Annotated in this window: 22 protein-coding genes and 2 tRNA genes; 13 read left to right on the top strand and 11 right to left on the bottom strand. The window is 51.1% G+C overall.

What is annotated here, in order from left to right:
• Window positions 1-14: 14 nt before the first annotated feature.
• The gene (gene gapA / locus ACVLVH_RS05245; protein ID WP_007889697.1) at window positions 15-1,013 is read right to left on the bottom strand and encodes a glyceraldehyde-3-phosphate dehydrogenase; all 999 of its coding nucleotides are present in this window, start codon (window positions 1,011-1,013) and stop codon (window positions 15-17) included.
• 338 nt (window positions 1,014-1,351) lie between these two features.
• Between gapA and msrB the strand changes: the two genes are divergently transcribed.
• Window positions 1,352-1,762: a peptide-methionine (R)-S-oxide reductase MsrB gene (msrB, locus tag ACVLVH_RS05240; protein WP_110866272.1), complete on the top strand. Its 411-nt coding sequence runs from the start codon at window positions 1,352-1,354 to the stop codon at window positions 1,760-1,762.
• A 2-nt stretch (window positions 1,763-1,764) separates the two neighbouring features.
• Window positions 1,765-2,046, top strand: a complete 282-nt coding sequence (locus ACVLVH_RS05235; RefSeq protein WP_101764217.1) for a YeaC family protein — start codon at window positions 1,765-1,767, stop codon at window positions 2,044-2,046.
• 36 nt (window positions 2,047-2,082) lie between these two features.
• Here the strand turns inward: ACVLVH_RS05235 and pncA are convergent, their stop codons facing one another.
• The 3 genes from pncA to sppA form a co-directional block, all read right to left on the bottom strand.
• Window positions 2,083-2,691 (bottom strand): bifunctional nicotinamidase/pyrazinamidase, encoded by a 609-nt coding sequence (pncA, locus tag ACVLVH_RS05230; protein ID WP_192411706.1) that lies wholly within the window; start codon window positions 2,689-2,691, stop codon window positions 2,083-2,085.
• Window positions 2,692-2,706: 15 nt separating this feature from the next.
• On the bottom strand, window positions 2,707-3,720 hold the full coding sequence (gene ansA / locus ACVLVH_RS05225; RefSeq protein ID WP_101764219.1) for an asparaginase: 1,014 nt from the start codon (window positions 3,718-3,720) through the stop codon (window positions 2,707-2,709).
• Between the two features lie 85 nt (window positions 3,721-3,805).
• Window positions 3,806-5,665: a signal peptide peptidase SppA gene (sppA, locus tag ACVLVH_RS05220; RefSeq protein WP_192411707.1), complete on the bottom strand. Its 1,860-nt coding sequence runs from the start codon at window positions 5,663-5,665 to the stop codon at window positions 3,806-3,808.
• Between the two features lie 169 nt (window positions 5,666-5,834).
• Between sppA and ACVLVH_RS05215 the strand changes: the two genes are divergently transcribed.
• From ACVLVH_RS05215 to ACVLVH_RS05200, 4 genes are all read left to right on the top strand, one after another.
• Entirely contained in the window at window positions 5,835-6,386 is a 552-nt protein-coding gene (locus ACVLVH_RS05215; RefSeq protein WP_110866269.1) for an NAD(P)H nitroreductase, read from the top strand.
• A 153-nt stretch (window positions 6,387-6,539) separates the two neighbouring features.
• Window positions 6,540-7,583 carry a selenide, water dikinase SelD gene (gene selD, locus ACVLVH_RS05210; protein ID WP_192411708.1) on the top strand — a complete coding sequence of 348 codons (1,044 nt, stop codon included), beginning with the start codon at window positions 6,540-6,542 and terminating at the stop codon, window positions 7,581-7,583.
• Window positions 7,584-7,604: 21 nt separating this feature from the next.
• Entirely contained in the window at window positions 7,605-9,527 is a 1,923-nt protein-coding gene (locus ACVLVH_RS05205) for a DNA topoisomerase III (RefSeq protein ID WP_137385899.1), read from the top strand.
• Complete coding sequence (locus ACVLVH_RS05200; RefSeq protein ID WP_192234039.1) at window positions 9,527-9,823, top strand: YnjH family protein; 297 nt, start codon at window positions 9,527-9,529, stop codon at window positions 9,821-9,823. The genes ACVLVH_RS05205 and ACVLVH_RS05200 overlap by 1 nt, the downstream gene beginning before the upstream one ends.
• A 32-nt stretch (window positions 9,824-9,855) precedes the next feature.
• On the opposite strand, the gene xthA is transcribed toward ACVLVH_RS05200, so the two are convergent.
• The 5 genes from xthA to ACVLVH_RS05175 all read right to left on the bottom strand — a co-directional run bounded on the left by xthA (window position 9,856) and on the right by ACVLVH_RS05175 (window position 12,505).
• Complete coding sequence (gene xthA / locus ACVLVH_RS05195) at window positions 9,856-10,662, bottom strand: exodeoxyribonuclease III (RefSeq protein WP_192411710.1); 807 nt, start codon at window positions 10,660-10,662, stop codon at window positions 9,856-9,858.
• A gap of 125 nt (window positions 10,663-10,787) precedes the next feature.
• Window positions 10,788-10,872, bottom strand: a tRNA-Tyr gene (locus ACVLVH_RS05190).
• A 42-nt stretch (window positions 10,873-10,914) separates the two neighbouring features.
• Window positions 10,915-10,999: transfer RNA gene (locus tag ACVLVH_RS05185), tRNA-Tyr, on the bottom strand.
• Between the two features lie 144 nt (window positions 11,000-11,143).
• A complete protein-coding gene (gene purU / locus ACVLVH_RS05180; RefSeq protein ID WP_101764236.1) occupies window positions 11,144-11,992 on the bottom strand; it encodes a formyltetrahydrofolate deformylase in 849 nt (282 codons plus the stop codon).
• A gap of 57 nt (window positions 11,993-12,049) precedes the next feature.
• A complete protein-coding gene (locus tag ACVLVH_RS05175; RefSeq protein WP_101764237.1) occupies window positions 12,050-12,505 on the bottom strand; it encodes a YchJ family metal-binding protein in 456 nt (151 codons plus the stop codon).
• A gap of 96 nt (window positions 12,506-12,601) precedes the next feature.
• Between ACVLVH_RS05175 and rssA the strand changes: the two genes are divergently transcribed.
• The 5 genes from rssA to ACVLVH_RS05150 all read left to right on the top strand — a co-directional run bounded on the left by rssA (window position 12,602) and on the right by ACVLVH_RS05150 (window position 18,114).
• Window positions 12,602-13,507, top strand: coding sequence for a patatin-like phospholipase RssA (gene rssA, locus ACVLVH_RS05170; protein WP_101764238.1), 906 nt, complete (start codon window positions 12,602-12,604; stop codon window positions 13,505-13,507).
• 102 nt (window positions 13,508-13,609) lie between these two features.
• The gene (gene rssB, locus ACVLVH_RS05165) at window positions 13,610-14,626 is read left to right on the top strand and encodes a two-component system response regulator RssB (RefSeq protein ID WP_101764239.1); all 1,017 of its coding nucleotides are present in this window, start codon (window positions 13,610-13,612) and stop codon (window positions 14,624-14,626) included.
• 194 nt (window positions 14,627-14,820) lie between these two features.
• Window positions 14,821-15,729: a UTP--glucose-1-phosphate uridylyltransferase GalU gene (gene galU, locus ACVLVH_RS05160; RefSeq protein ID WP_101764240.1), complete on the top strand. Its 909-nt coding sequence runs from the start codon at window positions 14,821-14,823 to the stop codon at window positions 15,727-15,729.
• Window positions 15,730-15,752: 23 nt separating this feature from the next.
• On the top strand, window positions 15,753-17,096 hold the full coding sequence (locus ACVLVH_RS05155) for a UDP-glucose dehydrogenase family protein (protein ID WP_192234033.1): 1,344 nt from the start codon (window positions 15,753-15,755) through the stop codon (window positions 17,094-17,096).
• A gap of 10 nt (window positions 17,097-17,106) precedes the next feature.
• The gene (locus ACVLVH_RS05150; RefSeq protein WP_101764242.1) at window positions 17,107-18,114 is read left to right on the top strand and encodes an NAD-dependent epimerase; all 1,008 of its coding nucleotides are present in this window, start codon (window positions 17,107-17,109) and stop codon (window positions 18,112-18,114) included.
• A 95-nt stretch (window positions 18,115-18,209) separates the two neighbouring features.
• Here ACVLVH_RS05150 and hns read toward each other — a convergent pair whose 3' ends face one another.
• Window positions 18,210-18,617, bottom strand: a complete 408-nt coding sequence (gene hns, locus ACVLVH_RS05145; protein WP_101764243.1) for a histone-like nucleoid-structuring protein H-NS — start codon at window positions 18,615-18,617, stop codon at window positions 18,210-18,212.
• Window positions 18,618-19,019: 402 nt separating this feature from the next.
• On the opposite strand from hns, the gene tdk reads away from it, so the two are divergent.
• On the top strand, window positions 19,020-19,640 hold the full coding sequence (gene tdk / locus ACVLVH_RS05140; protein ID WP_192411711.1) for a thymidine kinase: 621 nt from the start codon (window positions 19,020-19,022) through the stop codon (window positions 19,638-19,640).
• A 55-nt stretch (window positions 19,641-19,695) separates the two neighbouring features.
• On the opposite strand, the gene adhE is transcribed toward tdk, so the two are convergent.
• On the bottom strand, window positions 19,696-22,371 hold the full coding sequence (adhE, locus tag ACVLVH_RS05135) for a bifunctional acetaldehyde-CoA/alcohol dehydrogenase (RefSeq protein ID WP_101764245.1): 2,676 nt from the start codon (window positions 22,369-22,371) through the stop codon (window positions 19,696-19,698).
• A 446-nt stretch (window positions 22,372-22,817) separates the two neighbouring features.
• Here adhE and ACVLVH_RS05130 point away from each other — a divergent pair, with 446 nt between their 5' ends.
• Complete coding sequence (locus ACVLVH_RS05130) at window positions 22,818-23,465, top strand: YchE family NAAT transporter (protein WP_008106584.1); 648 nt, start codon at window positions 22,818-22,820, stop codon at window positions 23,463-23,465.
• The last annotated feature ends 546 nt before the right edge of the window (window positions 23,466-24,011 follow it).

Raw genomic sequence — 24,011 nt, 5'->3', positions numbered from 1 at the left:
TTTAGCCGGTTAGCTTACTTAGAAGCAACCAGTGCAATCAGATCGAGAACTTTATGTGAGTAACCAGTTTCGTTATCGTACCAGGAAACCAGTTTCACGAAGTTGTCGTTCAGAGCGATACCTGCTTTAGCATCGAATACTGAAGTCAGGGTTTCGCCGTTGAAGTCGGTAGAAACCACGTCGTCTTCAATGTAGCCCAGAACGCCTTTCATTTTGCCTTCTGACTCAGCTTTGATCACTGCACAAATTTCTTTGTAGGTCGCTGGTTTTTCCAGGCGAACAGTCAGGTCAACAACAGACACGTTTGGAGTAGGAACGCGGAACGCCATACCGGTCAGTTTGCCGTTCAGCTCTGGCAGAACAACGCCAACTGCTTTAGCTGCACCGGTAGAAGATGGGATGATGTTCTGCGCTGCGCCACGGCCGCCGCGCCAGTCTTTGTGAGACGGGCCATCAACGGTTTTCTGCGTCGCGGTAGTTGCGTGAACGGTGGTCATCAGACCTTCAACGATTCCGAAGTTGTCGTTGATAACTTTAGCCAGTGGAGCCAGGCAGTTAGTGGTGCAAGACGCGTTAGAAACGATGTCCTGGCCAGCATATTTGTCAAAGTTAGCGCCACGTACGAACATCGGGGTGCTGTCTTTAGATGGACCAGTCAGAACCACTTTCTTCGCGCCAGCGGTGATGTGTTTACGTGCAGTTTCGTCGGTCAGGAAGATACCGGTCGCTTCAGCAACAACGTCAACACCCACTTCGTCCCACTTCAGATTAGCCGGGTCTTTCTCAGCGGTAACACGGATTTTCTTACCGTTAACAATCAGTGCACCGTCTTTCACTTCTACAGTGCCGTCAAAACGACCGTGAGTAGAGTCATACTTCAGCATGTATGCCATGTAATCGGCGTCGAGCAGATCGTTGATCGCGACGATTTCGATGTCAGAACGCTGCTGCGCAGCACGGAAAACGATGCGACCGATACGGCCAAAACCGTTAATACCTACTTTGATAGTCATATATTCCACCAGCTATTTGTTAGTGAATAAAAGGTTGGCTGTAAAATTACAAAAACCTTACCAGGCGTCAAGCGGAATCGTGTCAATTGTTGCGACAGGTCAATTCCAACACCAGGAATAATTCGTTGCGCAATCGCTTACGCAGCACCCTTATTGCGCGCCTATGTTACGCCGAATGCGGGCTGAAAAGGGATGACTTTTGCAAAGGGTGATCGCCATCACAAAATCGTGCTGTGGAACAGATGTCGGAGGCGTTAGCACGAAAAAAGACCCGATGGATGTTGTACGTTTGTTAGAATACTAGTCGATTTTTTCAGAATGACACTCCGGAACTCAAAATGGCTAAAGACACCGCACCCGACGCAAAAATTGCGCAGCTTTCCGAAATGCAGCGCTATGTCACTCAGCATCGTGGAACGGAGCCCCCTTTCTCGGGCGCCTTGCTGCACAACAAGCAGGAAGGGATTTACCACTGCTTAGTTTGTAATTCGCCGCTGTTTCTCTCCGAAACCAAATACGATTCAGGCTGTGGCTGGCCAAGTTTCTATCAGCCTTTCAGTGACGACGCTATCCGCTATCTGGAAGATGATTCACACGGCATGCACCGGGTTGAGATTCGCTGTGGCAACTGTGATGCGCATTTGGGACATGTGTTCCCGGATGGCCCACAGCCGAGCGGCGAGCGCTACTGCGTGAACTCCGCCTCGCTAAACTTCACTGATGAGCAGGGTAATCAGCAAGAGGGCTAAGCATGAAACAGGAACTGGAAGCGATGCTGGAGGCGATGACGCCGGAAGTGTACGAGCGGCTCTCCACGGCGGTTGAAATCGGCAAATGGCCAGATGGCGTCGCGCTGACGCCAGAGCAGAAAGAGAATTGTCTGCAGCTGGTGATGTTGTGGCAGGCTCGCCACAATGACGATCCGCAACATATGACCATCAGCAAAGGTGGGGATATGGTGATGAAATCGAAGAAACAGCTGAAAGAAGAGTTCGGCATTGAGCCCGACGTGACGCGCATCAACCTGCACTAAAAATCAAAAGGGCTGGTTCTCACCAGCCCCTTATTTTCAGATTAATACCGCACCTTGTGCTTCCATCTGAGCGAAAGCAATTTCACTGTCATCCGGATTCAGGTTCACACCGCGGCAGCCCTCTTTAACCACCTCCACGTTGTAACCTAACTCCAGCGCATCCAGCACGCTGTATTTGACGCAGTAATCGGTCGCAATACCCAACATCACTAAATTGCTAATGCCGCGCTCGCGCAGCCAGCTGTCGAGTTCTGTCTTGCGTCGATGGCCGTTATCAAAGAAGGCGCTGTAGCTATCCACCTCAACATCGCCCCCTTTATGGAATACGGCATCAATCAGAGAGCGATCGAGATCGGGATGAAAATCCGCCCCGACAGAATTCTCAATACCGTGATCGGGCCACCAGATCTGCGCTAAACCGTTTAATTCGCCGAGCGTGTAGACCGGCTCGCCGGAGATCGAGGCGAAGCTGCCGTGATTGGCTGGATGCCAGTCTTGCAATGCCACCACACATTCACCCCGATCGTGAAACTCACGCGCAAATCGATTGGCGACGGCAACCGTTTGGTCACCCTCACGCACCGCCATTGGGCCGCCGGGGCAAAAATCGTTCTGAATATCGATGATTATCAATGCCCGCTTCATTGGTTTCGCTCCGTATCAATCTTCGGTCAGTTCGCCGCGTAAATTCTGCTGCATTTTGGCACGAATTTCCGCGCTGGTAAGGTTCTGACTCAATAAAAAATGCAGTTTGGTTAATGTGGCCTCAACGGTGAGATCAAAACCGCTGATCACACCCGCATGCTCAAGCGCATTGCCGGTGGCATAGCCGCCCATATTCACTTTGCCGGACATACACTGCGTCAGATTCACCACCACAATGCCGCGATCGCTGGCCTGTTGCAGTTCCGAAAGAAACTCAGCATTTTGCGGCGCGTTGCCAACGCCGTAAGAGCGCAGGATCAAGGCTTTCACCGGTTGACGCAGGAAATTACCCACCACGTCGGCAGAGATACCCGGATAAATCGTTACCACGCCAATCGGCTGTGGTGTTATCGGATGCACAATCAGCTCGCCGTGACCTTGCGGTGCGGGCGGGGTGTTTAACCGGCGGATATGAATACCCGCTTCCAGCAAGGGCGCCAGGTTTGGCGATGCGAAGGCATTAAAGCCGTCAGCATGTGCCTTAGTGGTACGGTTGCCGCGAAATAGCGTGTTATTGAAAAACAGTGCAACTTCACTGATCGGATAATTGGCCGCCACATACAGCGAGTTCAGCAGGTTTTGCTGCCCATCAGAACGCAATTCTGCCAGGGGAATTTGCGAGCCGGTGACAATCACCGGCTTAGCGAGGTTCTCCAGCATAAAGGAGAGCGCCGAAGCGGTGAAGGCCATGGTGTCGGTACCATGCAAAATTACAAAGCCATCGTAACGATCGTAGTTTTGCTTAATATCGTTCGCAATCGATTGCCAATCCTGCGGCGTCATGTCCGAGGAGTCCATCAGCGGCTGATATTCATGGATGGTGAAATCCGGCATTTCAGGCCGATGGAATTCGGGCATGTTTGCCAGCTGCTGTTGCAGATGACCCGATACCGGAATGTAGCCCTGCGCAGAGCGCTGCATCCCGATGGTGCCGCCGGTGTAGGCTACGTAGATATTTTTCTTTTGCATGAAGGAACTCAGACTTGCCGTAAAACGCGCAGTATAAGGGGATTGCGAACGAAAAGCAGCCCGACCAGCGGCCGGGCTGTAAAGATTAGCGTACGTTGCCGCAGTTCAGGCAGAAAGCGTAGCGATTTTGCGGATCGTTGAGGTTATTCAGTAAGCCAGGTTGCTGTTTCATTGCGCTCATGACGTCCAGCATTGGCGCAGGCAGCCAGACTTTCAGCGCAGCCGGCAACACCGCCTGAACCGACGCGTTCATCTGATTCAGCAGCAGATCGATCATGCCCGGATCGTCCTGATACCAGCTCAACTCCGGCTTAGCGACTTTCGCCAGCTCAGCAGCTTTCGCCACGGCATCGTCAAAGTCTCCCAACGCATCGACCAAACCATTGGCTTTCGCATCGCTACCGGTCCAGACGTGACCCTGTGCAATCGCATTGATCTCCTCAGGCGTTTTGTGACGTGAGGTCGCCACCAGGCCCACGAAGTTACGATAGCCGTTCTCAATGGTCAGCTGCATCAACTGCTGCACTTCGGTTGGCAGCGCTTTGGTGGTAGCGACGTCCGCTAGCGGCGATGTGGCAACGCCGTCAGTATGCACACCCACCGAACTCAGGCTGTTTTCAACGGTGTTAATCACGCCAAAGATACCGATGGAACCGGTCAGCGTGCTGGGTGCCGCCACGATGTAATCGGCAGGCGTTGAAATCCAGTAACCGCCGGAAGCCGCCATGCCACCCATTGAGACCACCACCGGTTTACCCGCATCGTGGGCTGCCGCCAGCTCTTCACGAATCGCTTCCGATGCCGTGACGCTGCCGCCAGGGCTGTTGACACGCAACACAATGGCTTTGATTTTAGCATCCAGGCGCGCATCGCGGATTTGCGACGCCGTGGTATCACCGCCGACGTTTCCGGCACTCTCTTCACCGTCCATAATCGCACCGCTGGCGAGGATCACGGCGATATTGCCATCCTGGCTCTGCGGCGGCTGTTTAACGGTGTAATCGTAGATACTCACGCTACGGTAATCGTTATTCGCCTTATCCCAGCCGAAGGTTTTCACCAGTTCCTGATCGGCGGCTGCACGCGTATCCAGTACATCCACCAATTTATTATTCAGCGCATATTTTGCGGTATCACCGTGCACCGCTTGCAAGCCGCTAATGATGCCGGCTGCACCTGGGAACAGCTGTTCTGGTGTAATTTGACGATTGGCTGCCACAGTATTCAGGTAATTCTGCCACAGCTGGCCAATCCAGCGCCCATCAGCGTCGCGCGCTTCCGGTGACATATCGTCACGCAGGAACGGCTCAACCGCAGATTTATAAGTGCCTACACGGAATACATGCGAATTAACTTTCAGCTTTTCCAGCAAAGTCTTGTAGTACAGGCCGTTGGTGGCGAAACCGTGCAGATCGACCGTGCCCTGAGGTGAGAGATACACCTTGTTGGCGTAACTGGCGATGTAGTATTGCGCCTGGCTGTAACTGTCGCCGACTGCATAAATAGGTTTGCCGGCGTCACGGAATTCGCGCAGTGCTTTACCCACATATTGCAGCGAAGGTTGATCGCCACCGGCAAAGTCACGCAGCTCCAGCACGATGCCAGTGATGTTTTTATCGGTTTTTGCCTGGCGGATCGCATCGACGACATCGAACAGGGAATTCTCCTGCAGGCGATCGCTATTGGCGCCTAACAGTTGACGGCTGATACGACTTAGACGATTGCTGACGGAAGGTTTATCGACCAGCACTCCACTCAGATCGATTTTCAATGCGCCTTGCTGTACAGGCTCACTGTTGTTGGAACTGGAAACCTGCAGCCAAATCCCGACGCCCGCCAGGATCAAAACAATAAGAAATAAATTAAGAATAAATTCCCGAATAAAATTCAGTACCCGCCAGGTCCAGCGGAACAGACCGGAAATAATTCGCCACAAAGTGCGCATAAACTCTCCATATTCACGTAGCAGGGCAGCCAGCACGCGGTCTGCCCCGATGTCGGGTTCATCCTAAAGAGCGGCGTGCGAAAAGTCAGCAGGAAATCGCGCCAGACTGTTACAAAAGATCGTGCTGTGCCAGGATTAGCCCACGCGTTTTATTCACGGGAGAAGAATAATGGATGCATTGGATTTATTAGTTAATCGCCGCTCGGCGTCTCGTCTGGCAGAACCGGCGCCGGCAGGTGAAGCGTTGCAAAATATTCTGCACGCCGCGATGCGCGCCCCCGATCACGGTACGCTGCAGCCATGGCGTTTCATTATTGTCGAAAATGAGGGGCGCGAGCGCTTTGCTAACTTGCTGGAACAGGCCGCGCGTGACAGCAATCTTGAGCAGAAGGCGATTGACAAAGCAGCCTCCGCGCCTTATCGCGCGCCGATGATCATCACCGTGGTGGCGCATTGTGAAGAGAACGCCAAAGTGCCGCAGTGGGAGCAACTGGCGTCTGCCAGCTGTGCAGTGATGGCGATGCAGATGGCCGCCGTGGCGCAAGGTTTTAATGGCATCTGGCGCAGCGGTCCGTGGACCGATCATCCGTCCGTGCGCGAAGCCTTTGGCTGCCGCGAGCAAGATGCGATTGTCGGTTTCCTCTATCTCGGCACGCCGCAGTTGAAAGCCAACACCACCGTGGTTGCGCCGGACACCGCGCAGTTTGTCAGTTATTTCTGACAGACAATGCTGGACTTTTGCGGCAGGTTAGGCGCCGTTGCAAAGATTGCACAGAGCCTGTGCGAAAGATCGAGGTTAGGTCGTGCAACACTTACTCCCAACTAACAGCCAGGCTAACATAGCGCCTTCTGTTCATCGCATAAGGAAGTCGCCATGAGTGAACCTGTTCGTTTAACGCAATACAGCCACGGTGCGGGTTGTGGGTGCAAAATTTCGCCGCAGGTGTTGGAAACCATTCTGCGCAGTGAGCTCAGCCCGTTTCACGATCCGCAACTGCTGGTTGGCAATGAAACGCGTGATGATGCTGCAGTCTACGATCTCGGCAACGGTACTGCGGTAGTAAGCACCACCGATTTCTTTATGCCGATCGTCGACGATCCTTTTACCTTTGGTCGTATCGCCGCCACTAACGCCATCAGCGATATCTACGCCATGGGCGGGAAACCCATCATGGCGATCGCTATATTAGGCTGGCCGGTGAATGTACTGAGTCCGGAAGTGGCGCAGCAGGTGGTCGAGGGCGGGCGTGCCGCTTGTCAGGCGGCGGGAATCGCCCTGGCGGGCGGCCATTCGATTGATGCGCCAGAGCCGATTTTCGGCCTGGCCGTAACCGGTATCGTCGATGTGGCACGGGTGAAAAAGAACAGCGCGGCGCAGGCCGGTTGTCAGCTTTTCCTCACCAAACCATTAGGCATTGGCATTCTCACTACCGCGGAGAAAAAAGACCTGCTACGGCCTGAACACCAGTCGCTGGCCGCCGACGTAATGTGCCAGCTGAATAAAGCCGGAGCGGAGTTCGCCAAACTGGCGGGCATCAGCGCGATGACCGATGTCACCGGTTTTGGCTTGCTCGGCCATTTAAGTGAAATCTGCCAGGGTTCAGGATTGCGTGCCGAAGTGATTGCAGCGCAGGTACCGCGCCTGGCGGGCGTCGATGACTATATCGCTGCGGGAGCGGTGCCCGGTGGCACCAGCCGCAACTTCGCCAGCTATGGCGAGCAGGTTTCACCCTTAGATGATGCCACCCGCGCGTTGCTGTGCGATCCACAAACCTCCGGTGGTCTGCTGGTGGCGGTTCAACCCAGCGCCATTGAGGCATTCCAGCGCTGCGCCTCTGCAGCAGGCGTGCAAGCAACGTCGATTGGCGAACTGTTTGCCGCTAGAGCCGATCGTCCACTGATTACCGTAGTTACCTGACGTTAAGGAACGACGCCATCCATGCGTTTGTTTATTGCCGAAAAACCCAGCTTAGCGCGTGCGATTGCCGACGTGTTGCCAAAACCGCATCGACGCGGAGACGGCTATATTGCCTGCGGGAATGACCAGGTTGTGACCTGGTGTGTTGGGCACCTGCTGGAGCAGGCGCAGCCCGACAGTTATGACAGCCGCTATGCGCGCTGGAATCTGGCTGATTTACCGATTATTCCGGAAAAATGGCGCCTGCAGCCACGTCCATCCGTAGCGAAGCAGTTGAAAGTGATTGAAGGCCTGCTGCAACAAGCCAGCATGGTGGTGCATGCGGGTGACCCCGATCGTGAAGGTCAACTGCTGGTGGATGAAGTGCTGGATTACCTGCAGCTCGCACCAGAGAAACGTAAAGCGGTGCAGCGCTGCCTGATTAACGATCTTAATCCTTCGGCGGTTGAACGTGCGGTTGGGCGCCTGCGTGAGAATCGCGAATTCATTCCGCTGTGTGTGTCTGCGTTAGCGCGTGCGCGCGCCGACTGGCTGTACGGCATCAACATGACGCGCGCCTTTACCTTGCTGGGCCGTAACGCCGGTTACGACGGCGTGCTGTCGGTTGGCCGCGTGCAGACGCCGGTGCTGGGTTTAGTGGTGCGCCGCGATGAAGAGATCGAAAACTTTATCCCTAAGGACTATTTCGAAGTTAAAGCGCACATCGTCACGCCAAAAGACGAGCGTTTTGTCGCGACATGGGTGCCAAGCGATGCTTGCGAGCCGTGGCAGGATGAAGAGGGGCGTTTGCTGCATCGTCCGCTGGCGGATCACGTGCTTGAGCGCATTAATGGTAAGCCGGCGCTGGTCACCGGATATAACGACAAACGTGAATCCGATACCGCACCGCTACCATTTTCGCTTTCTGGCCTGCAGATCGAAGCCGGTAAGCGCTTTGGCCTCAGCGCGCAGAACGTACTGGATTGCTGTCAGCGGCTTTATGAAACCCATAAGCTGATCACCTACCCGCGTTCCGATAGCCGCTATCTGCCCGATGAGCACTTTGCCGGACGCCATGCGGTGCTGAACGCCATTCAGGCGCATCAGCCCAATCTGACACCGCCAGCGGATTTCAATCCCGATCAGAAGAACCGCTGCTGGGACGACAAAAAGGTCGATGCGCACCATGCCATCATTCCCACTGCGCGTGCCAGTAAGGTTAGTCTGACCGAAAATGAGGCCAATATTTACGGATTGATCGCCCGCCAGTATTTAATGCAGTTTTGCCCGGATGCGGTGTTCCGCAAATGCGTTATTGATCTTGATATCGGCGGCGGAAAATTTATCGCTAAAGCGCGTTTTCTGGCCGAAGCCGGCTGGCGTGCGCTGCTCGGCAGCAAAGAGCGTGACGAGGAGAACGATGGCACGCCGCTGCCGGTCGTCGCTAAAGGTGATGAGCTGCTGTGCGAGCGCGGCGAAGTGCTGGCGAAGCAGACGCAACCGCCGCGTCCGTTTACCGATGCGACGCTGTTGTCTGCGATGACCGGCATCGCCCGCTTTGTGCAGGATAAAGAATTAAAGAAAGTGCTGCGTGCAACCGATGGTTTAGGTACGGAAGCGACGCGTGCGGGCATTATCGAATTGCTGTTCCGCCGCACTTTCCTGGTGAAAAAAGGCCGCTATATTCATTCGACGGATGCGGGCAGGGCGTTGATCCATGCACTGCCAGAAATGGCCGCCCGGCCCGATATGACGGCGCAATGGGAATCGACGCTTACCCGGATTAGCGAGAAGTCTTGTCGCTATGATGAGTTTATGCAGCCGCTGGTCAGCACCTTGATTGGGCTGATTGGTGAAGCACGCCAGCGACCGTCGTTACAGGCCTTTCGCGGATTAACAGCGCCTGGGGCCAAAAAGAAAGCCAAACCGAAAACGGCTCGTCGCAAAACCAAGGAGACAGAGTGATGCGTTATGCAATGATGTTGCTGGGCGGATTGTTGTTATGCAGCACCTCGGCGCTGGCCAACCGCCAGCCGGAAAACAATCGTATGGGCAATACCGATGTGGTGGTGGATCTGCCGCCAGAAGTGTGGACACAAGGGCAAAACAATCGTCAGAGCAATTGCATGCAGTGCTGTACCTATGAGAACCGCAGTTATTCTGAAGGTGCGGTAGTCAAAGCGGAAGGCGTGTTATTGCAGTGCGGCAGGGATGAGAAGGTATTGGGAACCAATCCGCTTATCTGGAAGATCATCAAATAAAAGCGCGTGGCGCTAGACGCCACGCTGCTTCATCACAGCTTAAATGTCGACCAAACCGGGGCGTGATCCGACGGTTTCTCCATGCTGCGGATATCGTAATCGATGCCACTCTCAATACAGCGCGAGGCGAGCGGCTGGCTCGCCAGCAGCAGATCGATGCGCAGACCACGATTGTCGTCAAAGCCTTTCGAGCGGTAATCAAACCATGAGAAACGATCGTTGGTTCCCGGGAACTTATCGCGCCAGGTATCAACCAAACCCCACTTAAGCAAGCGATCCATCCACTCGCGCTCTTCAGGCAGGAACGAGCATTTTCCGGTACGCAGCCAGCGCTTACGATTATCTTCACCAATGCCGATGTCAAAATCGGTGCTGCTGATGTTCATGTCGCCCATGATCAATATCGGTTTATCCACGGCTAGCTGTTGCTCAAGATAGCTTTGCAGATCGCGATAAAACTTCTCTTTCGCCGGGAACTTGGTGGGATGGTCGCGGCTTTCACCCTGCGGAAAATAACCGTTGATCACCGTGATATCACCAATCGGACTCGGGATTTCCGCCATGATCAAACGACGCTGTGCATCTTCCTCATCGTCAGGGAAACCACGGTAGACGTTGACAGGCTCAGCTTTGGTCAGCAGCGCGACGCCGTAGTGACCTTTCTGCCCGTGATAAAACACGTGATAACCCAGTTTGCTGACGTCTTCGAGCGGGAACATATCGTCATGCACTTTGGTTTCCTGCAAGCCGATGACATCGGGTTGATGCTGTTCAACCAGCGCGGCTAATTGATGAGGACGCGCACGCAAGCCGTTGATGTTGAAAGAGACAAATTTCATTTCGCTGCCATTTTTATCCGCAAAAGTATGGCGCGATGGTAACGAGTTTTTGGGGAAAAGTCATGGTGTGAATCAGGAGGTTACAACGATTAAAACAAGTGGGAAAAACAGGAGAATGGTATTAATGGTGGTGGGAGAAGGATTCGAACCTTCGAAGTCTGTGACGGCAGATTTACAGTCTGCTCCCTTTGGCCGCTCGGGAATCCCACCGGGGATATGACATATTGTGGCTTCAGGCAGAGACGATTCAGATGGTGGTGGGAGAAGGATTCGAACCTTCGAAGTCTGTGACGGCAGATTTACAGTCTGCTCCCTTTGGCCGCTCGGGAATCCCACCACTGGCCTGAATCATTGCGTCTTAAAGCGGGGCGCATCATAACAAATGCGCTCAGTCTGTAAAGCGCCGTCACTGAAAATAAAAACTGTTTGCCCACTTTTTATGCGTGGCGCTGAAGAGTTGTGCAGTTCAGCGCCAAAGTGGTTAAAGAATGATCGTGCGGTTGCCGTAAACGAACACGCGCTGGCCTAACACTTTATACAGCGCGCGGCTCAACACATTCTTCTCAACGTCTCGTCCTGCACGCATCATCTCTTCTGCGGTGTAGCTATGATCGACGTTGATCACGTCCTGCATGATAATTGGACCTTCATCGAGGTTATCGTTCACGTAGTGCGCGGTGGCGCCGATGATTTTCACGCCACGCTCATAAGCCTGATGATACGGACGCGCGCCAATGAACGCCGGCAAGAATGAGTGGTGAATATTGATGATCTGGTTTGGATAACGTTGCACAAAGGCGGGCGTCAACACGCGCATATATTTTGCCAGCACCACATAATCAGGCTGATAACGGTCAATTTCATCCGCCATGCGGTTGTCGTGCTCTTCACGCGTGTGGCCTTCGTGGCTCACCATCACAAACGGAATATCGAAACGTTCAACCAGTGAGCGCAGCGTTTCGTGGTTACCGATGACTGCAGCAATCTCCATATCCAGACCGCCAAACGCGCTTTTCATTAGCAGATCGCCCAGGCAATGCGCCTCTTTGGTCACCAGAATCACGACACGGCGACGACCGGCACTTTGCAGTTCACGCACTGAACCGACGGGCAGCGCGCTATCGAGATCGGCCAGCAAGGTGTTGTCGTTGAAAATGCCTTCCAGCTCGGTGCGCATGAAAAAGCGTCCGGTGCGGTGATCGACAAACTCATTGTTCTGCACAATATTGAGTTCGTGCTTATAGCAAATGTTGGTGATCTTGGCGATCAAACCTTTCGCATCAGGGCAAATGGTTCGTAAAACTTTTCGTTGGATGGTTTGCGCTTGCATCTCGATCAGAGTCCTGTCAAAGCGATGAATGGTAAAGCCGTTGTGTATCTGTCCAGATTACCCACAACATTTTTTGTATTTTTTATCGGCGCCACAAGGACAGCGATCGTTACGTCCCAACTCAGGCGTTGTTCCGTCGACATAGTACCAGCGTTGATCCTCGCGAAGAAAGCGCGAACATTCATAGATGGCTGAAGTCCGGCCTTTTTCGAGGTAACGCGCAAAAAACGTCACGAAGGCTTCATTCTCATGGCTTCCATGATTACAACGAGTTACATTCAAGCCCAGCCATTCAGTACCGGCAAAACTTTCGGATAATAACGTCTCAAGGTCGGCCACGCGTTTACTGGAGTGCCAGGTTTTCGCCAACCACGCGGCATCTTTCACGACGTAGGCGGTGTAACGTGAGCGCATTAATTGTTCCGCGCTGGACGGGTTCGCTTGGCCATTCAGAAAGGGTTGGCAACATACGCTATACTCCTTTCCGCTGCAGCAAGGGCACTTTTCAGACACGTCATCTCCTGGAAGTGATTAAAGTAAATTTAAGCGTGCGCTATGGTAGCCGACTGTCAGGCGTGATGCTACGTACCATGCCAATCATGAGGTGAGATGAGAAAGGTCAGGATTGGGCTGGCACTGGGTTCAGGTGCTGCCAAAGGTTGGTCGCACATCGGCGTGATCAATGCGCTGGAACGCGCAGGGATTGAAATCGATGTGGTGGCTGGATGTTCTGTTGGCGCGTTGGTCGGTTCGGCTTACGTGAATGGACGGCTGGGCGTGATGGAGAAGTGGGTGAGTGCATTCCGTTATTGGGATGTCATTCGATTAATGGACCTGTCGTGGCAGCGCGGTGGTTTATTGCGCGGCGACCGGGTGTTTAGCCACATCCGCCAGCTGATTCCCAACGACCTCATCGATGAGTGCGATAAGCCATTTGGCGTCGTCGCGACCAATCTCAGTACCGGACGAGAAGTGTGGTTGACCGAAGGCGATTTGCATCAAGCTGTGCGTGCGTCCTGTAGTATGCCAGGCTTATTGCCACCCATTGCTTACAATGGATACTGGTTGGTGGATGGCGCGGTGGTGAATCCCGTGCCGATCTCATTAACCCGCGCATTGGGTGCTGACATCGTTATCGCCGTGGATTTACAGCATGACGCACATCTGATGCAACAGGATTTATTGTCAGTTACGCCGCAGAGCGGTGAAGAAGCGGCGGCAGTAGAAGCGCTGAGCTGGGGAAAGAAACTGCGTCAACGCCTGATTGGCCTGACGCATCGCCGTGCTAATCAAACGCCGGGTGCGATGGAGATTATGTCGACATCAATCCAGGTTCTGGAAAATCGCCTGAAACGTAACCGCATGGCGGGCGATCCGCCGGATGTGCTGATTCAGCCGTTTTGTCCACAAATTTCCACACTGGACTTCCATCGTGCAGAAGAAGCCATTGCGGCTGGCAAGGCCGCCGTTGAGAAAAAAATGGATGAACTATTACCGCTGGTCCGTGGCAGATAGTCAGGTTGTTCATTCACAGGTGTTGCGACTTCAGCCAATTCTGAAAGGCGCAACGGCATTTTATGAACCACTATTGAATTATCTGGTACGCAGGGGGAGAGAATGGAAAAACCGCTAATCGGCAAAAAGATACTCATTGTCGAAGATGAGGTCGTTTTCCGTTCATTGATAGACAATTTATTAACCAGCTTAGGTGCAACAACGCTTGAGGCAGGTGATGGTGTTGATGGCTTAACCTTGTTGTCGGCGCAGTCAGTGGATCTGGTTATTTGCGACCTTGAAATGCCGCGTATGGGCGGTATCCCGTTCGTTGAGCGTCTTCGCACGCGCGGCAACAATGTGCCCATTCTGATTATCTCCGCCACACAAAATATGGCGGACATCGCGCATGTGTTGCGTTTGGGCGTGCAGGACGTATTGCTAAAACCGCTCAAAAATATGGAACGTTTCCGTGAAGCGGTGTTTGAGTGTCTCTATCCATCAATGTTTACCTCCAAAGTCGAGGAGGATGAACAACTGTTTCAGGATTGGGATGCGCTGGTCAGCGATCCGCTGGCGGCATCTAAATTACTCAAACAGCTCCAGCCGCCGGTGCAGCAAACCATTGCCAATTGTCGTATCAATTACCGTCAGCTCACCATGGCGGAACAGCCGGGCTTAGTACTGGATATCGCGGCGCTATCAGATAACGATTTGGCATTCTATTGCCTTGATGTAACGCGCGCTGGCGATAATGGCGTGTTAGCCGCGCTGTTACTGCGCGCACTGTTTAATGGTTTGCTGCAGGAGCAGCTCTCCGGCCAGAAGCAGCGACTGCCTGAGTTGAATGGGCTGCTGCGTCAGGTCAACATGCTGTTAAGGCAGGCGAATCTAAGCGGGCAGTTCCCGTTGCTGGTGGGCTATTATCATCGCCAGTTAAAAAACCTGATCCTGGTTTCAGCAGGGCTTAACGCGACGTTGCATGTCAATACTCATCAAATCCAACTCAGTAATGGTGTGCCGCTTGGTACTATGGGCAGCACTCATCTTAATCAAATCAGCCAACGTGCCGACGCCTGGCAGTGTCATATTTGGGGCGCCGGAGGCAGGTTACGTTTGATGCTTTCAGCCGAAGAATAACCGGTTAGATTTAATTTTTCCGTGGGTTAAAGACAGGACCAGGAGCAAGCTTTACACTTGGGTAATAGTCCTAAATTCCGTGGATTAACTTCTTCCAGGATAATTCCACCTGATAGTAACTGATATACTCATTTCGTTTTTAAACCGACATATCAAGTATTAACTTGAACGGCCTATTAAGAGAGGTATTTTTGATGTCTGCCTATAAGACTAAAGTTAAAAAAGCGGTAATCCCAGTTGCAGGCCTCGGCACGCGTATGCTGCCTGCGACCAAAGCTATTCCAAAAGAGATGTTACCGTTGGTCGATAAGCCGTTGATCCAGTATGTCGTAAATGAGTGCATTGCAGCAGGCATTAACGAGATTGTGCTGGTTACGCACTCTTCTAAAAACGCCATCGAAAACCACTTTGATACCAGTTTTGAGCTGGAATCTATGCTGGAAAAACGTGTTAAGCGTCAGCTGCTGGACGAAATCCAGTCAATCTGCCCTCCACACGTCACCATCATGCAGGTTCGCCAGGGTATCGCGAAAGGTCTGGGCCACGCAGTAATGTGCGCACATCCGCTGATTGGTGATGAGCCATTCGCTGTAATCCTGCCAGACGTAATCATCGACGAATACGAATCTGATCCAACCAAAGACAACCTGGCAGAGATGCTGGCTCGTTACGAAGAGAGCGGCCGCAGCCAGATCATGGTCGAGCCGGTTGCTGATGTAACCGCTTACGGTGTAGTTGATTGCCAGGGTGCTGAACTCTCTGCAGGTCAGAGCGCGCCAATGGTTGGCGTGGTTGAGAAGCCTAAAGCTTCAGAAGCCCCATCAAACCTGGCCGTTGTGGGACGTTACGTGTTGTCTGCTGAAATCTGGCCGCTGCTGGCGAAAACGCCTCCAGGTGCAGGTGGCGAAGTTCAGCTGACTGACTCCATTGCGATGCTGATGGAAAAAGAGACCGTTGAAGCTTATCACCTGAACGGTGTCAGCCATGACTGCGGTAACAAACTGGGTTACATGCAAGCGTTTGTTGAGTACGGCGTTCGCCATCCAGTGCTGGGTAAAGATTTCACCCAGTGGCTTGAAGGCGCGGTAGGCAACAAAAAGTAACTCAATAAACACAGGATAATTCAATGAAAGTCACTGTATTTGGTATCGGCTATGTCGGTCTGGTTCAGGCTGCGGTGTTGGCCGAAGTCGGACATGACGTTCTCTGCATTGATGTCGACGAAAAGAAAGTCGAAAACTTAAAGAAAGGCAATATTCCGATCTTTGAACCAGGCCTGACGCCGCTTGTTATGTCTAATTACGAGTCGGGTCGCCTGAAGTTCAGTACGAATGCGGAAGAAGGCGTTAATCATGGCGTGATGCAGTTTATCGCCGTGGGTACGCCACCGGATGAAGACGGTTCTGCCGATCTGAAGTATGTGACTGCCGTTGCGCGCACGATTGCGCAGCACATGAACGATCACAAAGTTGTTATCGACAAATCTACTGTACCAGTGGGTACCGCAGATCGCGTGCGAGCGGTAATGACGGAAACCCTGCAAAAGCGTGATGCAAACATCGCCTTTGACGTGGTTTCAAACCCGGAATTCCTCAAAGAAGGTGCGGCAGTCAATGACTGCATGCGTCCTGAACGTATCGTTGTCGGTACCGATAATGATGAAGTGGTTGAGCTGTTACGCGAGCTGTACGAGCCGTTCAACCGTAATCATGATCGTATGATTTTGATGGATATCCGCAGTGCAGAGCTGACCAAATATGCGGCTAACTGCATGCTGGCAACCAAAATCAGCTTCATGAACGAGATCTCTAACCTGGCAGAACGTCTGGGAGCCGACGTCGAGAAAGTTCGCCAGGGTATTGGTTCAGATTCACGTATTGGTTATCACTTCATCTATCCAGGCTGCGGCTATGGCGGTTCTTGTTTCCCGAAAGACGTGCAGGCGCTGATTCGCACTGCTGAGTCAATTGGTTACACTCCGCGTCTACTGCAGGCGGTTGAAGACGTCAACGATTCACAGAAGAACAAGCTGCCAACCTTTATCAAACGCCATTTTGGCGACGATCTGCGCGGCAAAACCTTTGCTCTGTGGGGACTGGCGTTCAAACCGAACACTGACGATATGCGTGAAGCCTCCAGCCGCGTGCTGATGGAGACGCTGTGGGAAGCAGGGGCAACGGTTCAGGCGTTCGACCCAGAAGCGATGGACGAAGCGCAACGCATTTACGGCCATCGTAACGATCTGAAGTTGATGGGTACCAAGGAAGCAGCGCTGCAGGGTGCGGATGGCTTAGTGATCTGTACTGAGTGGCAAAACTTCCGTGCGCCAGACTTTGACGTCATCAAAAGTGCGTTAAAAGAACCCGTGATTTTTGATGGTCGTAACCTGTATGATCCTGAGCGTATCAGCAAGCGCGGTTTCACGTACTATGCAATCGGCCGCGGAGCGTCAATTAAAATCATAGAATAATGAGGGATGTATGAAGTTTCTGGTCACCGGCGCGGCAGGTTTTATTGGATTTCACGTCAGTCAGCGTTTGCTGGCCGCTGGTCACCAGGTTGTCGGTATCGATAACCTGAATGACTATTATGATGTCAGCCTTAAACAGGCTCGTTTAGACCAGAACACCCAACATCCTGATTTTATTTTCGTAAAAATGGACCTGGCGGATCGCCAGGCCATTTCCTCTTTATTCGCTGAGCATGCGTTTGAACGCGTTATTCATTTGGGCGCTCAAGCCGGCGTGCGTTATTCAATCGAAAATCCCCATGCTTATGCCGAAGCAAATCTAATCGGCCACCTCAATATTCTTGAAGGTTGCCGTCATCATAAAATCGGCCACCTTTTGTATGCCTCATCCAGTTCAGTTTATGGCCTGAATCGCAAAATGCCTTTTTCAACGGACGATTCCGTTGACCATCCGGTTTCACTTTATGCGGCCACAAAAAAAGCCAACGAATTGATGTCGCATACCTATTCACACCTTTATCAATTGCCCACTACGGGATTACGTTTCTTCACCGTGTATGGCCCATGGGGCCGTCCGGATATGGCATTGTTCAAATTTACACGCGCGATGTTAGCGGGTGAGCAAATTGACGTCTATAACAACGGACAAATGACGCGTGACTTTACGTATATCGATGATATTGCTGAAGCAATCGTGCGCTTGCAGGACGTGATTCCTCAACCGGATGAAAAGTGGACGGTGGAAGCAGGTTCTCCCGCCAGCAGCTCGGCTCCTTACCGCGTTTACAACATTGGTAATAGCCAGCCGACCAGCTTAATGACGTATATTGAGTCGCTGGAAAAAGCATTGGGCATTGAAGCGAAAAAAAATATGCTGCCCATGCAACCTGGCGACGTACTGGGCACCAGCGCTGACACGCAACCTTTGTACGACGCGATCAATTTCCGTCCTCAAACTAGCGTAGAGCAAGGTGTGCAGCATTTTGTTGATTGGTATCGCCGCTTCTATCAACAATAATTAAGCATGAAAAAAGGAAGCCATTGGCTTCCTTTTTCTTACCTGGTCAAAGTGAATTAGCGATGAACTAATTACAATGCTGAGCGCTGGAATGATTACAGTAGGAAATCGTCCAGTTGTTTACCTTGTTCTTCAATTGCTTTTTTAATCACAGCAGGAGTGCGGCCCTGGCCAGTCCAGGTACGGTTTTCACCGTTTTCATCAACGTAAGAATATTTAGCTGGACGCGCAGCGCGCTTAGCTTTGCCCGGAACTTTCGTTTCAGATAATGCCTGTAACAGATCATTTGGGTCAATACCATCGGCAATTAGCATCTCGCGGTATTGTTCGAGTTTGCGTGTGCGTTCTGCATTTTCCGCTTGTGCATGAGTATCATCTTCACGACGCTCATTGACCACAACTTCGAGTTTTTCTAGCATCTCTTCCAATGTTTCCAGAGAGCATTCCCGAGCTTGTGCGCGCAATGTACGGATATTATTAAGAATTTTAAGTGCTTCGCTCATTGTCCTAATCTCAAAATATAATAAATGGGAGTTGTTCTGCCGACTCATAATAATGGTGCAAAAAAATAACTGCAATAGCCAGATTTAAAAGCAAAACGTAAAAATAAAAAAGAAGGGCAGATTGATAACGCTCTTCAGAATATATTTACTTATTTGGTAATCTTTTCTAACTTGCTGACCAGACTGAACGCTGAACCTGACGCTTCGGCTTTAATTTAAATGAATAAAATATCGGCGTAATCGTTATTTTGTCAAAACGTGCTTTCTTTCTATAGTGACTGTGATATCCATCTTAATGGTGATGTTATTTTGAGCAGATGATGAAAATAATGCATCGCTACAGCTATACAGGTTTATGGTAAACTGCGCCGCAACAGATATAGGCTGCGATGAGATTTTCTAATGGCTCAACTTTATTTTTATTACTCTGCGATGAATGCGGGTAAATCAACGGCTTTGCTACAGTCTTCTTATAATTATCATGAACGTGGTATGCGATCGTTGGTTTATACCGCCGAGATCGACAACCGCTTTGGTGCAGGCAAAGTCAGTTCACGTATCGGGCTTTCGTCTCCTGCATTTTTATATAACGATGAGACAAAGCTCGATGAGGAAATAGCTGCAGAGCATGCGAAGCAACCCGTGCATTGCGTGTTGGTCGATGAAAGCCAGTTCCTTACGCGCGAACAGGTCAAAGCATTATCTGATGTTGTCGACAGTCTGGATATTCCGGTGCTTTGCTATGGCCTGCGCACAGATTTTCGTGGAGAGCTGTTTGTTGGCAGCCAATATTTACTGGCATGGGCGGATAAGCTGGTTGAGCTTAAAACCATCTGCCACTGTGGCAGAAAAGCCAGCATGGTGCTTCGTCTTGATGCTAAGGGTAAACCTTTCAGCGAAGGTGAGCAGGTGGTGATTGGTGGCAATGAGCGTTATATATCGGTCTGTCGTAAACACTATAAGCAGGCAATCGATGAGGGTTCACTTCAGGCGATATATGGCTCAAAATCGCCGCAGGTTTAACTCATCAGCAAGCCATAAAAAAACCCGCCGTAGCGGGTTTTTTGTTTAAAGCGGTTTAGGCTTTTTTCGTTTTCTTGTCAATTTTCACTTCGGCTTTAACTTCTTGAGCATTCTCACTCAATGACTCCGAGAATTCACGACCGTAGAAGGTATCCAGCATGATTTGTTTTAACTCAGCAATCAGCGGATAGCGTGGGTTCGCACCGGTACATTGGTCATCGAATGCATCCTCAGCCAGTTTGTCCACTTTCGCGAGGAAATCAGCTTCCTGCACGCCCGCTTCGCGGATTGAGGTTGGGATGCCCAACTGCGTTTTCATCTCTTCAAGCCAGGCGAGCAGTTTTTCAATTTTCTGCGCGGTGCGGTCGCCAGCGGCGGAGAGTCCCAGATGGTCAGCAATCTCAGCATAACGACGACGTGCTTGTGGGCGGTCGTACTGGCTGAAAGCCGTTTGCTTAGTCGGGTTGTCATTGGCGTTATAGCGAATGACGTTTGAAATCAGCAGGGCGTTTGCCAGACCGTGTGGAATGTGGAACTCCGAGCCCAGTTTATGCGCCATTGAGTGACACACACCCAGGAAGGCGTTTGCGAACGCAATCCCCGCGATAGTTGCCGCATTGTGAACGCGTTCACGTGCTACCGGATTTTTTGCGCCATCGCGATAACTGGCTGGCAGGTTCTCTTTCAGCAGTTTCAGTGCTTGCAAGGCCTGGCCATCAGAATACTCATTCGCTAATACGGAGACATAGGCTTCGAGTGAGTGCGTTACCGCATCGAGGCCACCGAAGGCGCAAAGTGAACGCGGCATATCCATCACCAGGTTGGCATCAACTATGGCCATATCTGGCGTCAGCGCATAATCCGCTAATGGATATTTCTGGCCGGTCGCATCGTCCGTTACCACGGCAAACGGCGTTACTTCAGAACCCGTACCGGAAGTGGTAGTGATGGCAACCATACGCGCTTTAACACCCATTTTCGGGAACTTATAGATGCGTTTACGGATGTCCATAAAGCGCAGTGCCAGCTCTTCGAAATGCGTCTCAGGATGTTCGTACATCACCCACATGATTTTTGCTGCATCCATCGGTGAACCACCACCGAGTGCGATAATTACATCAGGTTTAAAGCTGTTCATCTGCTCTGCACCTTTACGGACGATGCTCAGCGTTGGGTCAGCTTCTACTTCGAAGAAGACTTCGGTTTCAATACCGTGAGATTTCAGTACGCGAGTCACCTGATCGGCATAGCCATTATTGAACAGGAAGCGGTCGGTAACGATAAAGGCGCGTTTGGCACCATCAGTTGCCACTTCTTCCAGAGCAATCGGCAGTGAGCCGCGACGGAAGTAAATAGACTTCGGAAGTTTATGCCACAACATATTCTCAGCTCGCTTGGCCACGGTTTTCTTGTTGATGAGATGTTTTGGTCCTACGTTTTCAGAAATAGAGTTACCGCCCCACGAACCACAGCCCAACGTCAGTGATGGAGCCAACTTGAAGTTGTACAGGTCACCGATACCGCCTTGTGACGCCGGCGTGTTAATCAGAATACGCGCGGTCTTCATTTTGTCGCCGAAGTAGTGCACACGCTCAATCTGATTATCCTGATCGGTATACAGACATGAGGTGTGGCCGATACCGCCCATGGTTACCAGTTTTTCAGCTTTATCGACCGCGTCGTGGTAATCCTTCGCCCGGTACATCGCTAAGGTTGGAGAGAGTTTTTCATGCGCGAAAGGCTCTGATTCATCAACCAGTTTCACTTCACCAATCAGAATCTTGGTGGTTGCCGGCACGCTAATTCCCGCCAATTCGGCAATCTTAGTCGCCGGCTGGCCGACAATCGCCGCATTCAGCGCGCCATTCTTCAGAATGATATCCTGAATCGCTTTCAGCTCTTTACCTTGCAACAGATAGCCGCCGTGGCTGGCAAAACGCTCACGTACCGCGTCATAGGCCGAATCAACCACAATTACGGATTGCTCAGACGCACAAATCACACCGTTATCGAAGGTCTTCGACATCAGGATGGATGCGACAGCGCGTTTGATATCCGCTGTTTCATCAATTACGACTGGCGTGTTACCGGCACCAACACCAATTGCGGGCTTACCGGAACTGTAAGCGGCTTTGACCATGCCCGGACCGCCGGTTGCAAGGATCAGGTTGATATCAGGGTGATGCATTAACTGATTAGAAAGCTCGACAGATGGGGTGTCGATCCAGCCGATGATATCTTTTGGCGCACCCGCCGCAATCGCTGCCTGCAGCACAATGTCAGCGGCTTTGTTAGTAGCATCTTTCGCACGTGGATGCGGAGAGAAGATAATGCCGTTACGGGTTTTCAGGCTGATCAGTGCTTTGAAAATCGCCGTAGAAGTTGGGTTTGTGGTAGGAACGATGCCGCAGATCAGGCCAATCGGTTCAGCAATAGTAATCGTGCCGAAGGTGTCATCAGTGGCGAGAATACCGCAGGTTTTTTCATCTTTATAGGCGTTATAGATGTATTCAGAAGCAAAGTGGTTCTTGATGACTTTATCTTCAACAATACCCATACCTGATTCGGCAACGGCCAGCTTGGCCAGTGGAATGCGTGCGTCTGCAGCGGCGAGGGCGGCAGCGCGGAAGATTGCATCAACTTGTTCCTGACTAAAATTAGCGTACTCACGCTGTGCCTTTTTTACACGTTCAACCAGTGCATTAAGTTCGGCAACATTAGTAACGGCCATAGTGCTCTCCTGAAGGAAGTTAAACTCTTTTAGTAAACAAGCCTGAATCCAGAAGTATAGTCACGCTATGCTTATATATTGGGCAGGTTGGCGTCTGTTTTGCCGTTGCTTACTAAAAGGGTTTCCTGGTCAAGATACTTAAGCGTCAGGAAGTTGTTTCGACGGGGTAAGATTACCCCTGATGAGGTAGGTAAATTTTGATGCAGATCAATCCGGATCTAAGCTGACACCTTTCAGCACTAACTTTCGCAAGTAAAGTTAGCGCGATGTGCCATATATTCTGCACGCATCGGCTGCATCGCAATAACCAACGGTTAACAGCAGCTAAATAAACTGGCTCAAAGCCAGACGGATAGCATAAATTTCTGCCGCCACCTCTGGTTTTTCGCCCGGCTTATGCACTACATTAAGCGCGCTTTTCTACTCAGACTTTACCGGAGCCCACTTTGAATCCCGTGCTACTCGATCTTTCCGGCTACATTAAGTTTTTTGTCGGTTTGTTTGCCCTGGTAAATCCGGTAGGTATCATCCCGGTCTTTATCAGCATGACCAGCTATCAGGCGGTGGTTGAACGAAATAAAACCAATCTTACCGCCAACCTGGCTGTGGCCATCATCCTCTGGACGTCACTGTTTCTTGGCGATGGCATCCTGCATCTGTTTGGCATTTCGATAGATTCATTCCGTATTGCTGGCGGTATTCTGGTGGTCACTATCGCGATGTCGATGATCAGCGGAAAACTGGGTGAGGATAAGCAGAACAAGCAGGAGAAGTCAGAGAGCGCTATTCGCGAAAGCATTGGCGTGGTACCGCTAGCGTTACCGTTAATGGCTGGTCCCGGTGCAATTAGTTCAACCATTGTCTGGAGTACGCGTTATCACAGCTGGCAGAACTTAATTGGTTTTAGTATCGCGATTGCCATTTTCGCCTTTTGCTGTTGGCTGCTGTTCCGCGCAGCACCGTTGATGGTGCGGGTGCTTGGACAAACCGGGATTAACGTGATTACCCGTATTATGGGCTTGTTGTTAATGGCGTTGGGCATCGAGTTTATTGTTACAGGTATGAAATCTATTTTTCCTGGTTTGCTGAATTAAACGAAGTTATTTTTTTCTTTTAAGAGATTTCACGATCCAAAATGGTGCATATCTTCATTTTATTGCACCATTTTGGTTAATTTATTCATTAGCCTTAACTGCAAACGTCCAGCATCACTTTTACTACTATCCTCATCCCATCCGAGTAAAACCTCACACTAAACTGTGATAATCGTCACAGATAATTGTTCTGCACATATCTTTGAAATTAGCATTTGAGAAAAGTTGATAAGTTAATCGATGACTCTTTATGCGGATAATGGCTAATTTTATAGTCGAATTCGTAAAAATCATATTGAAAGAACAATAACGAGTAAATTACATGCAGTTATCCTAAAAATAACTTTAAAATCATTTGGTTAATCGATAATTCAATAAAAGAATTAACACTTTTCCTACTCACCCGAACGTGATAAAAGAGAATCTGCTAACATTTTTGCAGTTTAGCTTTGGCGTGCGGGCATCTGTTCTGATAATTTTCGGCACATCACAAATTTTTTATATGATAGTGACAAATGTGTACGCTTCTTGCTTACAGGCTATCAG

It is taken from the genome of Kluyvera sp. 1366 (genome assembly GCF_054823405.1).
Note: the sequence above shows the minus strand (reverse complement) of the source record. Positions and strands in the feature narration are given on the sequence as shown.

Excerpts from the sequence above, each read along its gene's own strand:
- msrB (WP_110866272.1), top strand. The coding sequence starts at position 1,352 with ATGGCTAAAGACACCGCACCCGACGCAAAAATTGCGCAGCTTTCCGAA.
- galU (WP_101764240.1), top strand. The coding sequence starts at position 14,821 with ATGTCTGCCTATAAGACTAAAGTTAAAAAAGCGGTAATCCCAGTTGCA.
- tdk (WP_192411711.1), top strand. The coding sequence starts at position 19,020 with ATGGCTCAACTTTATTTTTATTACTCTGCGATGAATGCGGGTAAATCA.
- rssB (WP_101764239.1), top strand. The coding sequence starts at position 13,610 with ATGGAAAAACCGCTAATCGGCAAAAAGATACTCATTGTCGAAGATGAG.
- adhE (WP_101764245.1), bottom strand. The coding sequence starts at position 22,371 with ATGGCCGTTACTAATGTTGCCGAACTTAATGCACTGGTTGAACGTGTA.
- xthA (WP_192411710.1), bottom strand. The coding sequence starts at position 10,662 with ATGAAATTTGTCTCTTTCAACATCAACGGCTTGCGTGCGCGTCCTCAT.
- pncA (WP_192411706.1), bottom strand. The coding sequence starts at position 2,691 with ATGAAGCGGGCATTGATAATCATCGATATTCAGAACGATTTTTGCCCC.
- ACVLVH_RS05155 (WP_192234033.1), top strand. The coding sequence starts at position 15,753 with ATGAAAGTCACTGTATTTGGTATCGGCTATGTCGGTCTGGTTCAGGCT.
- ACVLVH_RS05205 (WP_137385899.1), top strand. The coding sequence starts at position 7,605 with ATGCGTTTGTTTATTGCCGAAAAACCCAGCTTAGCGCGTGCGATTGCC.
- ACVLVH_RS05150 (WP_101764242.1), top strand. The coding sequence starts at position 17,107 with ATGAAGTTTCTGGTCACCGGCGCGGCAGGTTTTATTGGATTTCACGTC.
- hns (WP_101764243.1), bottom strand. The coding sequence starts at position 18,617 with ATGAGCGAAGCACTTAAAATTCTTAATAATATCCGTACATTGCGCGCA.
- gapA (WP_007889697.1), bottom strand. The coding sequence starts at position 1,013 with ATGACTATCAAAGTAGGTATTAACGGTTTTGGCCGTATCGGTCGCATC.
- purU (WP_101764236.1), bottom strand. The coding sequence starts at position 11,992 with ATGCAAGCGCAAACCATCCAACGAAAAGTTTTACGAACCATTTGCCCT.
- ACVLVH_RS05215 (WP_110866269.1), top strand. The coding sequence starts at position 5,835 with ATGGATGCATTGGATTTATTAGTTAATCGCCGCTCGGCGTCTCGTCTG.
- sppA (WP_192411707.1), bottom strand. The coding sequence starts at position 5,665 with ATGCGCACTTTGTGGCGAATTATTTCCGGTCTGTTCCGCTGGACCTGG.
- rssA (WP_101764238.1), top strand. The coding sequence starts at position 12,602 with ATGAGAAAGGTCAGGATTGGGCTGGCACTGGGTTCAGGTGCTGCCAAA.
- ACVLVH_RS05235 (WP_101764217.1), top strand. The coding sequence starts at position 1,765 with ATGAAACAGGAACTGGAAGCGATGCTGGAGGCGATGACGCCGGAAGTG.
- selD (WP_192411708.1), top strand. The coding sequence starts at position 6,540 with ATGAGTGAACCTGTTCGTTTAACGCAATACAGCCACGGTGCGGGTTGT.
- ACVLVH_RS05200 (WP_192234039.1), top strand. The coding sequence starts at position 9,527 with ATGCGTTATGCAATGATGTTGCTGGGCGGATTGTTGTTATGCAGCACC.
- ansA (WP_101764219.1), bottom strand. The coding sequence starts at position 3,720 with ATGCAAAAGAAAAATATCTACGTAGCCTACACCGGCGGCACCATCGGG.